At 72.6% G+C, this 17,789-nt stretch carries 1 protein-coding gene (running past one end of the window); it reads right to left on the bottom strand.

Translation table 11 applies throughout. The features are described 5' to 3' along the window. Window positions 1-17,789 carry the start of a hypothetical protein gene (locus ABZ215_RS01115; RefSeq protein ID WP_354946891.1) on the bottom strand. It extends 35,074 nt beyond the left edge of the window, so only the first 17,789 of its 52,863 coding nucleotides appear in the window; it begins with the start codon at window positions 17,787-17,789; its stop codon lies off the left edge, out of view.

The following is a 17,789-nucleotide window of genomic DNA, read 5'->3' as shown; positions in this document are numbered from 1 at the left end:
GGCGCGAAGGACCGTCGCGGCCCGTGCAGCTCGGGCCAGCCACGCGCGAGCGCCACCGCGCCCGAATGCGTCCGGTACTGCTCGGAGATGTGCAGCGCGTCCGACGGGTCCCTGGTCCGGTCCAGGTAGCCGTAGGACCGCTCGACGGCATCCGCGACGTCCCGCAGAAGCTGTTCGAAGTCGTCGTTGTCGATCCAGCCCCGCGCACTGTCCCGTCCCGGTGGCGGAATGTCCTCGGTCCCGGCGGTCAGCGCCCGGTACGCGGTCATCGCCCGCAAGGCGTCCGCGATCGCCCGCTCCTGGTCCGCACGGTCCATCGCGGTCGGCAGGTCGAGCAGGTGGGTCGACGGGTCGCCGGTCGACAACCGCAACCGCGGCTCAGCGAGTTCCGCTTCCGAGCTGATCCGCAGTGCGAACTCACGACCGGCCCGGTCGACACCGGTGATCGTGACCGTGGGCGGGCTGTGCACGATCTCGACGCCGCGGAGGAACCCGTCGAGGCGAGCCTTGCCCAGGCCGCTCCGGACCACCCCGTCCCACGACTCGCGGGTCTGCCCCGGTTCCGCTCCCCGTGTCCGCTCGGCGGCAACCGGAGCGCCGCTCGTCTGGTCCTGCCCGAACTCGATCTTCATGAGGTCGGCGATCATCTCGCCCAACAGCGGCGACGACAGCTCGCCGAGCTTCGCGAGCGGCAACGAGGCCTCGAAGGTGTTCGTCGCGTCAGCAGACCGGGATGGCCTGGCCGCGATTCCGTCGCGCACGACCATGGTGAAGCTCACGTCGCCCATCGCGACGTCGAGGAGCAGGCCGACCGCCGGCTTGTCCACCAGATCGAACACGCGCGCGCGGACGCCGGCCATGCCGTCGGTGACGGCTGCGGCGACAGCCTGCGCGACGCTCCGATCCCGTCCGAGACTCGGCTCGACGACCGGAGAACCTTCCCGGATCGCGGTGGTGAACCGGTCGACATGGTCGACGGTGGACGGATACCGCCACTGCAGCACCTCGGTCAGCAGCTCCGGCGTCCAGGTCCGCACCTCCGCCAGCTCGTCCGGCAACGCTCCCTTCAGTGCCTTGACCCAGCGCAGCACGACCAGGTGATCCTGGACCTCCCGCCGCATCAGCACGTCCGCGGGTGAACCGTCCAGAGCCGTCGGCACCGTCCGGAACGAGGTGACGACTTCCTTCACCAGACCCGTCGCCATCACGGCGAGCGGGGTCCCCGGCCGCAGACCGACGCGGCCCGTCCCCCAGTCGTACACCGCCGCCGAGTCCAGGTAGGGCGACAGACGGGTCCGTGCGGCCTCGTCGTCCGGGAACGCTTCCGCCAACCCGCTTTCGCTCAACTCGAACGACGAAGCAAGCTTCTCGTCGATCCGCCGCTCGACCTCCTCGGCCGGTATGCCCAGTGCGTCGGCCAGCTTCTCGACGTTCTGCTTCGCGAACGTGGACAAGTCTCGCCGGGCGCCGTCGTCGAGGGTGTCCACCACGGCTTCAGCGGGACCGGGCACCCCCCGGAAGCGGGGATTCTCGTACCAGGTGACCTGTTCCAGGAACCGGCCGGATCGCCGGGTGATCTCCCACCAGCCGGCGATCTCCTCGATCGGGACCCGGTCGTGCCGGATGCGCGTCTCCCCCGTCGCGTCATCGGTTTCCGCCTCGCCCCCGCCGGCGTGGTGCTCGTAGATCCAAACCGTCTCCACCTCATCGGCCGTCGCGACCGCCACAGCGTTCGCGAGGTCGGCGGTCGACACGAGCGGGGACTTGGTCAGCAGAGTTCGGTGGGAGTCCAGTGCACGCGGGCTCAGGTCAGTGGTGGCGACGTAGAGCGGAGTGCGCGGCCGGGTCCCGGCGTAGACGATCTCGAGGTCTTGCGGCGGTTGCTTCCGCCCACGTGCCTGCCCGATCAAGATCTCGTCGAGCCGCCACCGCCGGAGCGTCCACTCGCGGAGGCCCGTCCGCTCGCCGTCTTGTTCGCGGATCACCTCCGGGACGAGGTCACCGGGCTCCGCCAACTCCGGTCCCTTGGCTTCGGCGACCGCCGCGAGCATCGAATCGAGGGCCTGCGGCAGCAAGTCCACCGCCTGTTGCAGGATCCGCCCGAGCACGGCGCGCCGTGCGCCGCCGTCGGCGGGGAGTGCGGGAACGGCGAGTTCCATCGGAATGAGCTGCTCCACCCGCTTGGACACGCTCAGCGGAGCGACGTGCAGCCAGGCGCCGGTCTGCGTTGTCTCGGACGTGACGCGCAGCGCGAACTCGGAACCGCCGGTCAGCCGGACGAGCCAGAGCACACCGGAACCGGAGGGATCCGGGATCCGGCGTGCGCTTTCGACATCCGGCACACCCTCCCCGAACAACTCGGCGACCGTGACTTCGACGGCGCCGGCATCGCTGGTGGTGGGAGCGCCACCGGGCAGCTCGGACGTCAGCGCGACGTCGCGCCCCGGGATGCGCACCGGCTCCTGCCGTCGCCAATCTTCGCGAATCTCGTACCGGGCGACCACGTCTTCGGTGACGGCGTCACGCACGCCGACGATTCCCGAGTGCGCCGGATGCCCGTTCACCCGGAGCTGATCAGGGGTGTGGACGCCCTGGAACGCGAGAGTTCCCCGCAACCCGTCCGCGAACCGGACCCGCAAGGTGTCTGCCACTCCGTCGAGGCCGTTCGTCCGCGTGCCGTCGAGGAGCAGCTCGATCCGGCCGGCGTCGCCGACGTACGCTCGCTCTGCCTCGTCCCAGTGCAGCCGTGCGGTCCATTCGCCGTCCGGGTCGTCACCGGGACGGCTGACGAGCACGGATCGCGACGGCGCGTCGAACCGGATCCACGTGGCCGCGGTTCCGTCTTCGGAAGCGGCGTAGTGGATCCACGTGCCTGCGACCTGCTCGACCTTCTCCGGCTCGAGGGCGTGGGGCAGGACGGGGCGCAGCACGCCGTCCAGCAGGCGGTCCCAGCGGGAGGGCACGCGTCCGGCAGGCACCTCCAGGTCGTACAGCGACGCCATCGTCCCGTGGTGGACCTTTCGCCCCGTCGAGCCGACGATGTCGAACTCCCGCGCCAGGCCCGCGCGATGCAGGGTTTGCCACGCCTCGTCTTGAACGTGGACCAGCCCCTGCGGGAAGGGCCCGACCTGGAACAGGCGACCAGGATCGTTCGCTCGTTCGAGCAGCCGTCCCAGTTTGGTGCCTGCGACGCGACCCCACAACGCGGGCGGAATGTTGAACTTGGTGAGGGTGAGACCCGGTCCGGCGTGCCAGCTGTACCGGTCGTACACGTGGACCTGGTACTCCACCTGCACCTGGGGGCGTCCGCCCGTGGGGCTCGGGCCGACGGTCACGACTCCGGTGACGGCGTAGTAGAACGTGCCGACCGCGTGGAACCAGTCATTGCTGGCTCCGGTCGATCCAGGCTCGTAGCGCCACCAGCGCGTCGAGAACGTGTACGTCCCGCCCTCATCACGCGCTTCGGCGGCCTGGGCGAGCCGGAGCGCCTCGAACCGCACGCGCTGCGTCACGCGCTCACGCAAACCAGGGATCTCGCGCAACAGGACATCGGGCTGGACCACGAAGTCCTGCCCGGAGTTGCCGAGGTAGTGACGCAACATCCCGGCGGCGGCAGGCATTCCCCGCGCCAGACCGCCGAGCACGATGGCCCTTCCGAGTGCCTTGAACCCCTGGGACCACACAGTGGGCCGCTCCGAGCCCCATTGACCGGAACCGCCGCCCATGAGGTTCTCGCCCATGGCGGGCTTCGGTGGCGCGGGAGGCAGGAAAACTTCGGCGCCCGTGCTGTGCGCGGCCGGCGAGGTCCAGGTCGGCGACGAGACATCGATGCCGAAGACGGCGAGGTGCCGCAGACTCTCGCGCAGGTCCGACAACGCGTTCGCGACCGGATCGATCTGGCCACGCTCGGCGTCGTGCACCGCGTCGTCGAGCCGCTCCACCCGTTTCGCGACTTCCGTCAGTGCCTCGCGCTCCGCATCCGTCAACCCCGTCACGCGCAACGCGTCGTCGACCGCAGTCAGGATCCTGGACACGAGAGCCACTTCGGCGCCGGGCCCGTACACGGCAGTGGCGAGGTCCACCAGGTCAACGACCGACACACCGTCCTCGTAGGACGGTGTGCCCGGACCCACCGGCAGGAGCTTCTGCGCCGCCGGGATCCAACGGGCGTTCTCCTCGGGGCCGATGTGCCGTCCTAGCGCGGCGACCAGGTGCGCCTGCGCGAACGTGCCCCGTGCCGGCAACCGGCTCAGGTAGCGGCGGTCGAGGGGCCCGCCGATCTCGCGCATCCAGGTGGTGAAGGCCTGCTGTCCGCGCAGGGTCTCGAGCAACGACGAAGCCGGAGCCGGGTGCGCCCGTGTGACGAGGTTCGGCTCCTCGTGGTGCAGCCACTCGTCGAGGAACACCATGTTGCTGTGCGTGCTTTGGACTTCCTCGGTCAAGCTCACGAGATCCTTCTCGTGGGTCGGCGCCATCAGCGTCGAGCTCGTGTTCTCGATCGCGCGAGCGAGGTAGCGCGCAGACCAGCGGTCGGTCGGCGACTGGCGTCCCCCGATTTGTTTGATTGTGCGGAAGAACTGCGCCGCCGCCGCGATGTTCTGTGCCGCCTCCTCGAGAACCTGCCCCAGATCCCACGCGGAAATCCACCCGGCGGGGACTTGCGGGCCTCGCTCGCCCGGTGCCGGAAAACCACCCTCGCCGGTCAGCAGCGCCCGGTACGCGACCACCGCGTGCAGGGCCAGCGCGACCTCGCGCTCCCGCCTGCCCGGAGCCAGCAACAACGGTGACAGCTCGAGCCGGTGGACTGCGGGATCGCCCGTGTGCAGCCGCAGCGCCGGGTCATTCCCGAACGGGGCGGTGATGACCAACCGGAACCTCCGACCCGCGGCGTCCGTTCCCGCCACTGCGACGCCATGCGGAGCGATGGGCATGAGGACGAGGTCCGGGACGTATTCGGACAGCCCGGCGCGCGAAATCCCGCGACGGACGATCTCTTCGAGATCGGCCTGGCCGATGCCCTGGGCCGCGATGCCGGCGGCCGTGGTCGCCGCGGCACCGGACTCCCCGGCTGACGCCTCTGGGCCGGCGAGAGTGGCGGCGATGTCGCCGAGAACCGGCACGACCAGGTCTCCCAGCCGAGCCAGCGGCAGCTCCAGTGCGACCTCGCCGCGGTCCGCCCCGGCGTCGGCCAGCCGAGCCCGCAGCGCCGGGAGATCGACCCTGCCGGAGCCCTCCCGGACGACGATGGTGGTGTCACGATCGGCCGTCGACACCCGGATCGTCACGCCCGACGGGTGAGCCTCTACTTCGGCGACAGCGCCGGGCAGCCGATCGTGGACGGCTTCGGCGAGCGCCTGCCTCGTCGTGCGTTCCCCGCCCAGGCTCGGCTCGACCACGGGCTTGCCCTCGCGGATCGCCGTGGTGAACCGGTCGACGTGGTCCACTGTGGACGGATACCGCCATCGCAGGACCTCCGTCAGCAGCTCCGGCGTCCAGGTCCGCACCTCCGCCAGCTCGGCGCTGAGCGGTGCGTCGAGGGACCGGATCCAGGCCAGCACCGCCTGGTGGTCGGCGATCTCACGGTCGAGCAGCAGGTCGGCCGGGGAGCCGGCGGAATTGTGGGCGGCTTCGGCGGGGGATTCGCGGAACGAGGTGACGACTTCCTTCACCAGGCCGGCCGCGACGACGTCAAGCGCCGCGCCGGCCGCGAGGCCGACCCGGCCCGACGCCCAGTCGTAGACCGCCGCCGAGTCGAGGTACGGCGTGAGGCGGTCCCAGGCCGCCCGGTCACCGCCGAACGCGCGGACGATTCCGCGCGGCGTGAGGTCGAAGACCGACGCGAGCTTCTCGTCGATGCGGCGCTCGACCTCGACCACTGTCACCCCGAGGGCTTCGGCGACCGCCTCACTGCCCTGCTTGGCGAAGGCCCCGATTTCCGCGCGCAACGCGGTCGGGGACGTCACGACCGGGTACGGGGACGGGACGAGGTCACCGGGGTGCGGGAGTGGCGGTTCCCCGGTCAGCGCGCTGTCCAGGAACCGCACGTCGCCGCGGATGTGGCCGTTCACCAGTTCGACCGTCGCAGTGGCCAGTTCGGTGAGCGCCGCCGCGTCCGTCGTCGGCGGCAAGGCGAGCTCCACGGGGGCCGCTTGGATCCAGCGGCCGTCCGCGACGCGGCTGCCGGAACGGCCGTGGCCGGCCATCGAGCTGTGGCCGAGGTGCAGTTCGATGGCCGGGACGTGCACCCGCGGCGCGGACGCGTCCGGATCGACACGCACCTGGTACTGCCAGCGCAACCCGTCGGCACGCACTATGCCGATCGCCACACCGTCGACAGATGTGCCGACGCCGGCGGCGGCGAACGCCTCGTGCACGGCACGGACGACCCCGTCCGGATCGGCGGTGGGATCCACGGCGGAGGACGGCAGCCCCATCTCCGACGGCCCGGTCGCCAGCACAGCGGTCGAGGCCGGTGCCGGCGGCGCGACCGTCGCCGTGCCGGCGAGAGGTTCGGTGGCGAGGTGGGCGAGGTCGGGCAGAGTCACCGCCCACCGCCCCCGGAGGTCCTCTACGGAGGAGCGCAGGGCTTCCGGCAGGGTGACGCCCAGGGCGACGGCGACGGGGACCAGCGCGCGGCGCTGCCAGGACGGTTCGACGGGCATGGGGGGCACCACGACCTCGGCGACGCCGTCCTGCACCCAGCGTCCGCCGGCCAGCCGCGCCCACGAACCGCCCTCCGCCGCGGCTGTGACGTCGGCGCGAAGCTCCAGGCCCGGCTGCACGACCCGGGCAGCGGTGGCGGCCGGATCGACCCGCACGCGGAACCGGATCACCGGTCCGGCGTCGCGAGCCACGAGCAGCCACGTCGTCCCGTCACCGTCCGGGTCGGGGCGGACATCGCCGGCCCAGTACGCGCCGGTGAGCATGTCCAGGAGCGTGCTCTCGATCCGGTGCACGTCCGTGGTGCTGGTGCGCCACGACCCGCCATCCAGCCGCACCGGCACATCCCGCTCGCGTCCCGGCAGCGTCACGACGGTCTGCTCACCCCGGGGCGGCTCGACCGCCACGGCGGCGCGGGAATGGGCGTTCGAGGAAAGGTCCGTCAGGGACGGCAGGTCATCCTGCCGCAGGTTCTCGATGACCCGCTTCACGGGCTGACCGGCCTTGGACTGCGCGTCCCGCAGCGCGGACACCACCATCGGGTGCCGGGAAACCGGATCCACCGCAACCGGGGGCAGCACGATCTCGACGGCGTGTGACTGCTCCCAGCGGCCGTCCCGCAGCCGGGTCGCCGGGTCCGCGGCTGGATCGACGCGCAACCGGACGACCGGCAGCGTCACGGACGGGTGGGTTGCCCGGGGGTCGACCCGGACGGTGAACCCGAACCCCTCTGGACCGAAGACCCCGGACACCGTGGTGCCGTCGAAGGTGACGTCGCGGGCGCCGGTGTCGTCCAGCGTGCCGTTGATAATGGCGGCCACGAGCGCCGGGTCGGCCGACGTGGTCAGCCAAGGCAACACCGGGGCGACGTCGAGTGCCACGGTGCCGTCCAGGGTGTGGAACACCAGTGCCGGGTCGACCGCCAGCACCACGGACGGGTCGGCCGCGGCCGTGCCGGATTCGGGCGCGGTGATCTCCCGGGTGGCCAGCGCCGGCCACCCGGTGGACGCCACGTTTTTAGCGAGCCCGCGGATGGCGGGAGGCACCCGCGTCAGGAGCGCCTGGACCAGCGCTTCGGCCACCTCGGCCTGCCACATCGGATGCACCGGCACCTGAGGGACCAGAACCGTCACCGGGTCCTGGACCCAGCGCGCACCATCGAACCGTGGCGGCGGCACCGTCACCGCGGGCTCGGTGGCGTCCGGGTCCACGCGAACCGCCAACCGCCACGAGACGCCTCGGTCCGTCAGCGTCCAGGTCGTGGTCGCGCCATGGGCCTCGCGGTCGGCGTGCACGCCGGCGCCGGCGAGCGCTCGTTCGACCGCATCGGCCATCCCGTTCTGGTCGGGTGCCGTCACGAAGATCGACGAGGAGCGCGGCAGCGCCACCTGCAGCACGCGCCCGGCGCGCTGCTCGGCACCCAGGTTCGGCTCGGGCATCGCGCGTCTGCCGTCCGCCGCCGACAGCACCTCGCCGACGTGGTCGATCCGGTCATGGAATCCGAGCTGGGGCGCGGCGCCGAGCACTCGACCTTCCCGGGCCCGCACGTCCGCGAGCACCTCGCGCCGCGGACCGTCGAAACTGTCGAGCCAGGCCATCACGACACGGTGGTCCGCCGCCCGGCGCCGGGCCGTCAATCGCCGGACCTCGGCCGGGTCGCGGGAGTCGAGACCGCGGACGTCCTCGGCCAGGGTCGTCGGTCTCAGCGAGGCGATGACACCCCGGGCGAGTTCGGTGACCACGTCAGCTGCCGGTACGCCGAGCCGGACACCGACGCGGCCGGCCTCCGCGTCGTACACGCTCGCCGCGGTCACGTACGGTGCTAGCCGCTCCCGAGCGGCGTCATCTCCGGGGAACGCGCGGGCGATGCCCTGCTCCCCCAGTGCGAACGCCGTCGCCGCCAGCTCGTCGAACCGGGCCTCCACTGTGGACAGCGGCACGCCAAGCGCGTCGGCGATCGCCTGGGCGCCGGACTTGCCGAAGTCGGCCAGCGCCTGCCGCGTGCCGTCGGCGAGGTCGGTGACGGCACGGGCGTCCGCGATCAGCGCTCCGGGATCGCCAGCAGTCCCTCCCGGGACAGATCCATCGCGTCCAGCAGCAGCCACAGGGTCCGGCGTTCCGCCGCCGTCACCGGGATCCGGTGCCGCGACAGCAACCGTACCGTCGCCTGCGTCAGGTCCTCCCAGTCCTGTTCGTCCTCGGCGTCCTCCAGTTCCCAGCGGTCCGTCTCCGGAATCCGCTCGCCGAACGTCGCCCGTAGGGTCTTCGCCTTCTCCGCGATCTGCGGCTCGCTCAGGCTGGTCACCTCGGGCAGCCCGGTCAGCGCCCTGCGCAACCCGTCCAGCGTCGTCGCCAGCCACTCCGGCTGTCCCGGCTTCGCGAACGTCCGCAGCAGTTCCCGCAGCTGTGCCCGTTCCCGGGTCGACACCGGCCTGTCCGTCCGCGCCAGCGTCCCGATCAGCACCTGTGCGGTCTCCAGCCACTCCCCCGCGTCGCGGTCCTGCCGCACCGTCCGCAGCCTGTCCGGCGGAATCCGGTCGGCCAGCCGTTCCGGCAGCTTCGCCATCAGCGCGGCCACCTCGTCCTCGGACAGCGCCACCGCTTCCACCCTCTCCCCTCGGCGGATTCGTCCGGACGCCCGGCGCGTCGGCGTCCGGCACGGCGTCGCGGATCCTGTTCTGCTGGTCGATGAAGATCTCGACGTCGACGCCAGCGTAGTGCGCGTGCACGACGTCCCGGTCATCCGATCCCGGCGCCGGTTCGAAGTTCCCCGCCAGGAGCGCCTCGTCGGTGATCCGCGTCAGGACGCCCTCGATACCGCCCGGTTCCCGGGTCCAGGCCTCGGGGAACAGGGTCACTCCCGGCGCCCGGCTCGCCGGCCCGCGCCGCTTCAGGAGCTTGTCGAGCGTCTTGGGCAGGATGCTGGCCGGTGTGGCGTGCCGCGGCGGCCCCGCCGGGTTCTTGACGACACCGCGGCCGTCGATCGGGTAGGCGGTCTTGATCTGCCCGCCCGGCAGCACCACGACCCGGACGAGCACCCCGTCCCGCTCGGCCTCGAGCCGCCACGCCGGCCCCCGGTCAGGGTCCCACTCGACGCGGTCGGGGTGGCGGGCGATCGCCCGGATGATGTCCAGGACAGCCGGGTCCTCGCCCCACCGCGCCGGGAACTCGGACTTGTTGGGCACGCCCTGACCAGAGCGGTGCCCGCCGCCGGTCTCGTCGCCTTCGAAGATGTGTCGGCGCCGGTCCTCCTCGACGCGCAGCGTGGACAGGTCAGGGCGCTGCGGATGCCTGGCCACCTCGGGCGAGTCCCAGCCGTTCGGGCGGGTGCCGTCGGCGAAGGCGGCCACCGTCTCCGCCACGGTGCGGCCGTCCACGAGCGGCGCGACGGCCATGCCGACGACGGCGTCGCCCAGCGCCGCCTTCCCGACGAGTGCGACCGGCAGGGTGGGGCCCACGACTTCGAGCTCGGCACGCAGTGCCGCGAGGTCGCCGTGCAGCCGCACCACCGCGACATCGGTGCCGTCGGCCCGCCGCAGCGTGAAGTGCGCGGGCACCGCACCGGTCTGCTCACCGTCGACCCGGACGAGGGTCACCTGCCCCTGCACACCCAGGCTAGCGGCCGCGAACGCGGCGACCTTCCCGGCGGCGAACTGGCGCATCGGCCCTGCTGAGTCGCCACCGTCCCGTTCGGCCACGACCAGGCGCTCCAGGAAACCGACGTCGACGGGTTCCCGGTCGTCGCGCACGGTGTCGGGGGCGCGCGCGGGCTCGGTCGTGCCGTCCGGGTACCTGGCGGCGAGGTCGTCGCGGCGGGCGATCGCCATCTCGGCCAGCTGCCCGGCCAGGACGGGGTCCGAAATGATGCCACGGACGGTCCGGCGGATCGCGTCGTCGCTGATCGACGTGACCGCACGCACCGAGGCGCGTTCCAGGTCGGCGGGCATGTCGCGGAACAGTTCGGCCGTCTGTGGGCTGCGCACCGGCGAGCGGAGGTGCTCCGCCTCGGTCACCACTGCGCCGAACGGGAGGTGACCGGCGATCGAGCTCTTCGGGTCACCGGTGTTGGCGTGCGTCATCGTGCCGCCGAACTCGACCCGCATGGGCCCCTTCGCGGTCATCACGATGTTGCTGCCCTCGAAGCCACGCAGATCGGAGTGGCCGAGCCAGGCATCCGCGCCGAACAGCGCCCAGAACACCCGCTGCTGCTGCTCGTCCAAGGCGGCGAAGTCGGTCAGCGCTCCGGTGTTCTCCACCCAGCGGCTCGCGACACCGACGGGCCGGCTCTCCCCGAAGCGGCCGTCCAGTCGCACGAGCCTGGTCTCCGGCACCGGGGCGTCGATCCCGGTCGCGGTGCGCACCTCGTCCGCCACCATGCGGTAGAAGGATGCGGCGAGCACCTCCACCTCCGCCTGTTCGACGGTGACCGGCGCCTTCACGTACCAGCGGCCGTCGGGGCCTTCGAACACGCCGCCGCGCAACGACCCCTGCCTGCCCCCCACGTGGTTCAGGTCGTCGAGCCCGGGCAACGACTGTCCGGCGACCGCAGCGTTGAGGACCTTCGCGTCGTTCTCGGCAACCCGCAGCAGCGCCGAGTCGGTGTACGGCCAGCCCTTGCCCTCCCAGTGACGCTGGTAACGGCCGGTCTCGAACAGCTGCTGCCCGGTGATCCCGGCGCGCAGCACTTCGACCTGCTGCTCCGGCTCCAGCGAGCCGACGAGATCGCGCAGGGCGTCAGCGCGGACGACGTGACCGTCCAGGCCGGCGGACCACCGCAGCACACCGGCCAGTTCGGACGACGGCGCCGGCGCCGCGGTGACCATCCGCGCGGACTCGATCGAGCCGTCGGCGCGGACGACGACGGTGAGCGGCAATCCGTCGTGGGCGCCCCGGACCTCGAAGGCGCCGAACAGACCCCGGGCGGTGGCGAGGATCTCTTCGGGCTCGCTGGCGACCGACAGCAGCGCCTCCCGCACCCGGTCCGCGGCGTCATCACCCACTTCCGCCGCCACGGCGGCGACCACGTCGTCCGCGACGGAGACCGTTCCGGGATAGGCGACGTCGGACCAGCCCTCGGGGGTCACCCCGTGGATCCGCGGCGAGCCGGCCACGTCCGGCCCGTCGAGCACGGCGCCGAGTTCGTCGGCGAGCGTGCGGGCGAAGACCCGGGGGTCGCCGGTCAGCGCGTCGCGCGGGACGTCGGCCGCGACCGTGACGAGCACGTCCTCGCCGGACCACGGGCTGTCCTCGGCACGCAACTGTTCCGCGGCCCGCCGCGCCAGCTCGTCCGGTGCCGACCTGCCCTCGCCGTCGAGGACGACGACCGCCGGCTGACCGGGGTTCTGGTGCACGACGACCCCGGCGCTCCGGTTCTCCGGCAGACGCAGCTGGTCGGCGCCGGAGGGCACCGGCGCGGTCCGCAGGATCTCCAGCCTGCGCGCGGCGAGCCACCGGCGCTGGAGGGCGTCGGCGCGGCCGAGTTCGGCGATCCGGCGGTCGATCTCGGCCACCCGCCCGGCGTGCGCCACCGCCTCGGGCGTCGTGAAGCGGATCGTGAGCGAGCGGCCACCCAGGGTACGCCAGGTGGTGCGCCAGCCGTGGTCACCGCGGCGGCCCCACGCGATGTCGGCGTCCCGCAGGGTGAGCCCGCGCCGCGCGAGGTCGTCGATCACCGTTTGCGCGCCGTCGGCGAAGGAGTCCTCGGCGAGGGTGATCGTGTAGCTCAGCGGCTCGTCCGTCGTCACCGCCGCGCCCGGCACCGCCCGCACCGCTTCGCCGACCGCGGGCACGTCCGTGTCACGCGCGTCGGGGGAAGCGGTCGCCGGCTCCTCGAAGCGCAGGTGCAGGACCTGACCGGAGTCCTGGTGCGTGACCGCGACCCGGCCGTCCGGCGTCATCCCCGTTCGGCGGAAACCGTTGTCCTGCAAGGCGTCGAGCACCGTCCGGCTGTCGCCGGCCTCGTTGACGTGCACCACGTACCGGATGGGGCGTCCGGTTGTCAGGTCGGCCAGCGACGCGGCGGCCTCGGGCAGGAGCAGTGCGCCCTCGGCCGCGCCGACCGCCGCCACCAGCGGCGAGAGCCAGCGGCCCGCGTCACCGGGAGCCGGGCGTCCCGCCTCGGTGTGCGGGCCCGGCGAGGGCTGGCCACGCAGGATGTTGCCGTGCTCGTCCAGAATGAGGTTGAGAACAACGCCGTCCCGCTCGCCCCGCACGAACCAGCGTTTCTCGTCGGCGTTCCAGCGCACCCAGTCCGGCCGTCGCGCCACGTCGCGTGCGAGGGCGCCGAGCTCCGTCCGCGGATCCGCGCCCTCGGCGAACCAGCGGGCCGCGACCCGCAGGCGGCGCGGATCCGTCGCCGCCGGGCCGTGGTCGTCCGCGAGCTGGTCGCGGACGTCGGCGGACAGGCTGATCGCGACCAGGTCCGGGCGCTTCGGGTGATCGGCCACGTCCGGGGCGTCCCAGGCGCTGGGCCGGGTTCCCGCTCCCTGCGGGAGCACGATCTCGTCGACGCCGTGCGGCGCGATCGCGGCGCCCAGGATCTCCTGCCGCTGCTGCGGCGAGGCGTCGTCCAGCCGGGCGAGGTGGGCGCGCGCGGCCACGGAATCGGGCGTCTCGAACCGGAGGACGATCCGCTCGCCCGACTCGGTGCGGGTCCACTCGGTCGTCACCCCGGGATCGTCGCCGTCCCACACGAGCCGGGTGGTGTCGAGGCGGAGCCCGGCGTCGGAAAGCGCTTGCAGCACCGCCGTGGTGTCGTGCGCGAACGTCGCGGGCTCGGGCATCCGCACCGAATACCGCACCGCCTCACCGGGACCGGGTTCCGGCGCCAGCGGATCCGGCACGAGCCGAGCACCCCGCACCGAGGTCGCCACCGCGTGCGCCACCGGCCGTAGCGCGGGATCCATGTGCGCGGCGACGGAGCCGTCGGAGAGGTCGCCGAGGCCGCGCACCATGCCGTGCAACGTGCCGAGCGCCTGGCGCATCAGCATGTTCACCACGAACCGCTGCTGCGCGGTGTCGCCGGGGGCCTGGCCGGAGATGCGGATCTGCGCGGGGCTCACCTGCACGCCTTCGGCGGACACGCGCGGCGGGACGACGACGTAGGTGCCTGGCGGCAACTGGGAGTCCACCACCGGAGCGACGTCGAGGTTGACGTCGTCGTAGAACACCCGCGCGGTGCGGGCGCCGATCTCCGCCCTGCTGGGCAGGACTGGCTGGTCGCCGTCGAGCCGCACCGGCATCGCGTCACCGAGGGACGGCGCGGTCGGGGTCAGCACCGTGGTCGGTGCGGCGGCTTGCCCGAGGCCGCGGAGGTAGTCCTCGATGCGGTTGCCGACCTCGGCGCTGTGGTCGGCCGTCTCCGAGCGCAGGGTGCCCACGGTCCGCTGCACCGGTTCGGTCGGCACCTGCTGGATCTGCCGCAGGCCGACCGCCTGGTGCGGCTGCTCCAGCCCGGGCACGCCCTGCGCGAGCGTGCGCAAACCGTTGTCCAGCAGGGAATCCAGCTGATCGGCCGTGGTGCCCTCGCCGATCAGGATGGTCCCCTCGGTCACCTGCCGGGCCGTGCCGTCCGCGCCGACCAGCCAGGAGCCGGGGTCGACACGCACCGTGCCGGCCGGGACACGCCCGTCCAGCCCGACGTCGAACGCGACGCGGGTGCCGCCGTCGAAGTGGGCGAGCATGGTGCCCTCGCCGGGGTCCCCGGTGAGGGCGTGCAGGCGGCCGCGGTCGGGCAAGGCGGTGGAGCCGGGGACGGACGCGCTTTCCTGGCGGTGGCGGAGCGCGCCGGCGAGGGTGTCCTCGGTCGTCACCTCGTCGCTCCGGGGCTCACCGGCGCTCAGCGAGCGGGGCAGCGCGCGCCAGTGCGTCCCCTCGGGGTGCCGGGTCATACCGCCGCGCGGAACCGACCGCCCGTGCGCGGCGGACACCGAGTCCGGCCGCACCACCGGCGACTGCGCGAACAGGTGGTCCATCGCCTGGTTCAGCGCGAAGTGGGCGTTCCGGCCGAGGGTCGACACCTCCTCGACGTACTCGCGCGGCTGGCGGAACTTCGGGATGAGCCGCCGCTTGACCACTTGCCCGCGGTCGAGCGAGACGTGCGAAGAGACGTGGAGCACCGCGGGAGCGACCTGGACGGCGCCCTCGAACCGGCCCGCGTGGACCTCGACCGTCTCGGCGGGCAGGGTGCTGTCGAGCACCACCCGCACCTGGACGACCTGGCCGTCGGACGACGTGAGGGTGAACACGCCGGTGTTCTTGTCCAGCTCGATGTGACCGTCGGGCCGGAACCCCTCCAGGAACCGGGCGACGACGGACTTCGCGGCGTCGGGCCACTCCGTGGTGGATTCCGGCGTCTGCGGGCTCGCGAAGCGCTGGACGCCCGCCGCTTCGGACCGGTGGTCGGTGGTCCTGGGGCCGGCCGCCGGTTCCCGTTCGCTGTCGGGGATCTGGTCGTCCGGTGTCCGGGTCCGGTGCTCGTCGAGGCCAGGAACCTCGTCCGGGGCCGCACGGGTGTCGCTGGTCTTGGGGCCGGTGGGCTCGCGCTCGCTGTCCGGGATCTGGTCGTCCGGCGTGCGGTGGCGCTGCTCGTCCAGACCGGGGACGTGGTCGCCAGCCCCGCGCCGGTCGGTGACCTTGAGGCCGGTCTCCTCCTCGCCGGCCGTGCGGTGGTCGTCAGCGGTGCGGCCGTGATCCGGAGCGGTGCGGTCGTCGCCCTGGCGCCCGGTTTCGTCCTGGCCGCCGGTGTTCACGCCCTGACTGTCGCCGGACCGGCCGTCGTTCTGACCGCCCGTGTCCGCGCCCTGGCGGCTGGCGTCCGCGGGCCCGCTGCCCTCACCACCGGCGTTCGCGCCCTGACTGCCGCTGTCGGCTGACCCGCCGTCCCGGCCACCGGAACCCTGGCCGCCGGCATCCGCGGACCCACCGTCCCGGCCGCCGGCGTTCGCAGCCTGGTCACCGGTGTCGGCGGACCGCCCGCCGGCATCCGCGCCCTGGCTGCCGGCGTCCGCCGGACGGCCGTCGCCGTTGGCGTTCGCGGCGGAAGCGCCTTCGGGCGCCGTCGTGCCGGGGCCCGCGCCCGCGGCGACCTGCCGTCCTGGCTGCGCCTGGGAACCGTTGTCCGCAGCGGTACTGGCGGTGCGGCCGCTGTCTGCCTCGCCGGAACGCTGCCCGCCATCGGCACCCTCACCTCCGGAACGTCGCCCGCCGTCGGCACCCGCGCCCGCGGAACGTTGCCCGCCATCGGCACCCGCACCGCCGGAACGCTGCGCCGTGTTGCCGCCGTCGGTCTGCCGTCCCGGACCACTGCCGGAATCTCCCCGGGTGGTGCCGCCGCTCTGGCCCGACGTCTGCGCACGCGTCCCGGTGTCGCCGCCGCGTGCGCCCGTGTTCCCGCCGCCCTGCGACCCCGCGGAACCGGAACCACCAGAGCCCCCGGCCGAGCCCGCGCCACCGGGATCGCTGTACCCGCCCCAGGCGCCGACCGTCGACGGTGTCGCCGTGGGGGACGGCGCGACGAACCGGGTGAAGTCGGGGGTCGTCAGGTGCTGGAAACTCGTGTTGAGGACCTGGAGGTTGAGCCCCGCTTCCTTCCAGCTCGCCTCGCCGATGTACTTCTCCCAGGCGCCACCGACCGCACCACCCCACGCGGCCTGTTTGATCGCCTCCCAGCCGAGCGGGTTGTCGGCGCCACCGCGCTGCGCGCCGACGGGCACCACGTCCCCTTTGCTGTCGACCCCGTATTCGTTCCACTCGCCGGTCTTCGCGAACTCCACGAGGCTCTTGCCGAACCCCTTGAAGGCTTCCGGGTTGGTGAACGCCACGGAGCCGAACTGGCCGGCCGCCCCGCCGAGGGCGCCGGCGGCCAGGTAGCCGGGCAGTTTCGTCGACAGGCCCAGTGGCGCACCACCGAGAGCGGCACCGGCGAACGCCCCCAGGGTGCTCATGCCGTTGTACGAGAAGTCGCCGCTGACCGGCTTGCCGTTGTCGAACTTGCCGTACTCCTTCAGCTGGAAGTAAGTCTTGGCTTGCCCGACCACATCGGGGATGACGCCGTAGATCGCCGCGCTGCGCAGGCCGTAACCGACCACCCGGCCGCCGACGACCCGCCTGGCCGTCAGGCCCTCGACCCGGAGCGTGTGCCGGACGGCGTCGTCGATCACGCCGCGCATCGCGGCAGGCACCCGAGCGCCCGCCGCGATCGCCTCGCCGCGGAACCCGCGGCCGAGCTGGATGGCGATCTCCCGCTGCACCGCACCGCCGCCGAGCTGCCGGAGCTCCTGGAAACCGAGCTGGCGGCCGGCCGCGTTCTCCAGCGCCTGGCGGATGATCTTCTGCTGGACCTCGCGGGCGGCCTGGCGTCCGGCGATGTTGGTGAACCTGAGGTTCTGCGGGAGATGGGTGACGATTTCCAGCCCGCGCCGTCCCGCCGCCGCCCCGAGGTGGACGAGGCCGCTGCCCAGGCGCTCGAGCCCCTCGATCAGCCCGTGGATCGCCGCACTCCGGGCGCCCGCCCAGGTGAACTCGCGGAGGGCGACCCGGATCGCGATGTTGCGGATCGCGTCCAGCGCCTCCATGATCAGGCGCCGGAGGGTGATCGACACCGTGGTGATGATGATCGGGATCTCGATCAGCGAGACGCCCCACGTCGCCAGCGCCTGGAACAGCGCTCGCCCCAGCTCGAACGCCATCATCGCCAGGTTGAGCTGGTAGCTGTTCTTCGTCAGCACCACGGTCTGCAGGAACTGCTGGCTGGCCTCCATCATCTGACGGCTGCCCTCGGCCAGCTGCAGCACCGTGGTGTTGAACTGCGACATCATCATGCCGAACTCGGCCGGCGCGGCTCCGTGGTACTGCTGCTGGATCCGCTCGGTGAGCTTCGACGCGTCGATCTGGAAGTCGTAGGTCGCCTGCTGCTGGTCCGCCCAGAACTTGACGACCTCGACGATCTTGTCCGGGTCGCCCTTCGGGTACTCGCCGAACAACCCGCGGATGAGCGTGGTGGTCTTGACCGGGACGAGGGTGACCCCGAGGAACTTCTCCCAGGCGTCGATGTAGGCGTCGACCTGCCCGGCGAAATCCATCATCGCGTTCGCGAAGGCTTCGGTCCAGTCATCCGTGGGACTGCTCAC

Source organism: Amycolatopsis sp. NPDC006131 (genome assembly GCF_040614175.1).
Lineage (GTDB): Bacteria > Actinomycetota > Actinomycetes > Mycobacteriales > Pseudonocardiaceae > Amycolatopsis_E > Amycolatopsis_E tucumanensis.
The sequence above is the reverse complement of the archived record's forward strand: the minus strand, read 5'-3'. Positions and strand labels throughout refer to the sequence as shown.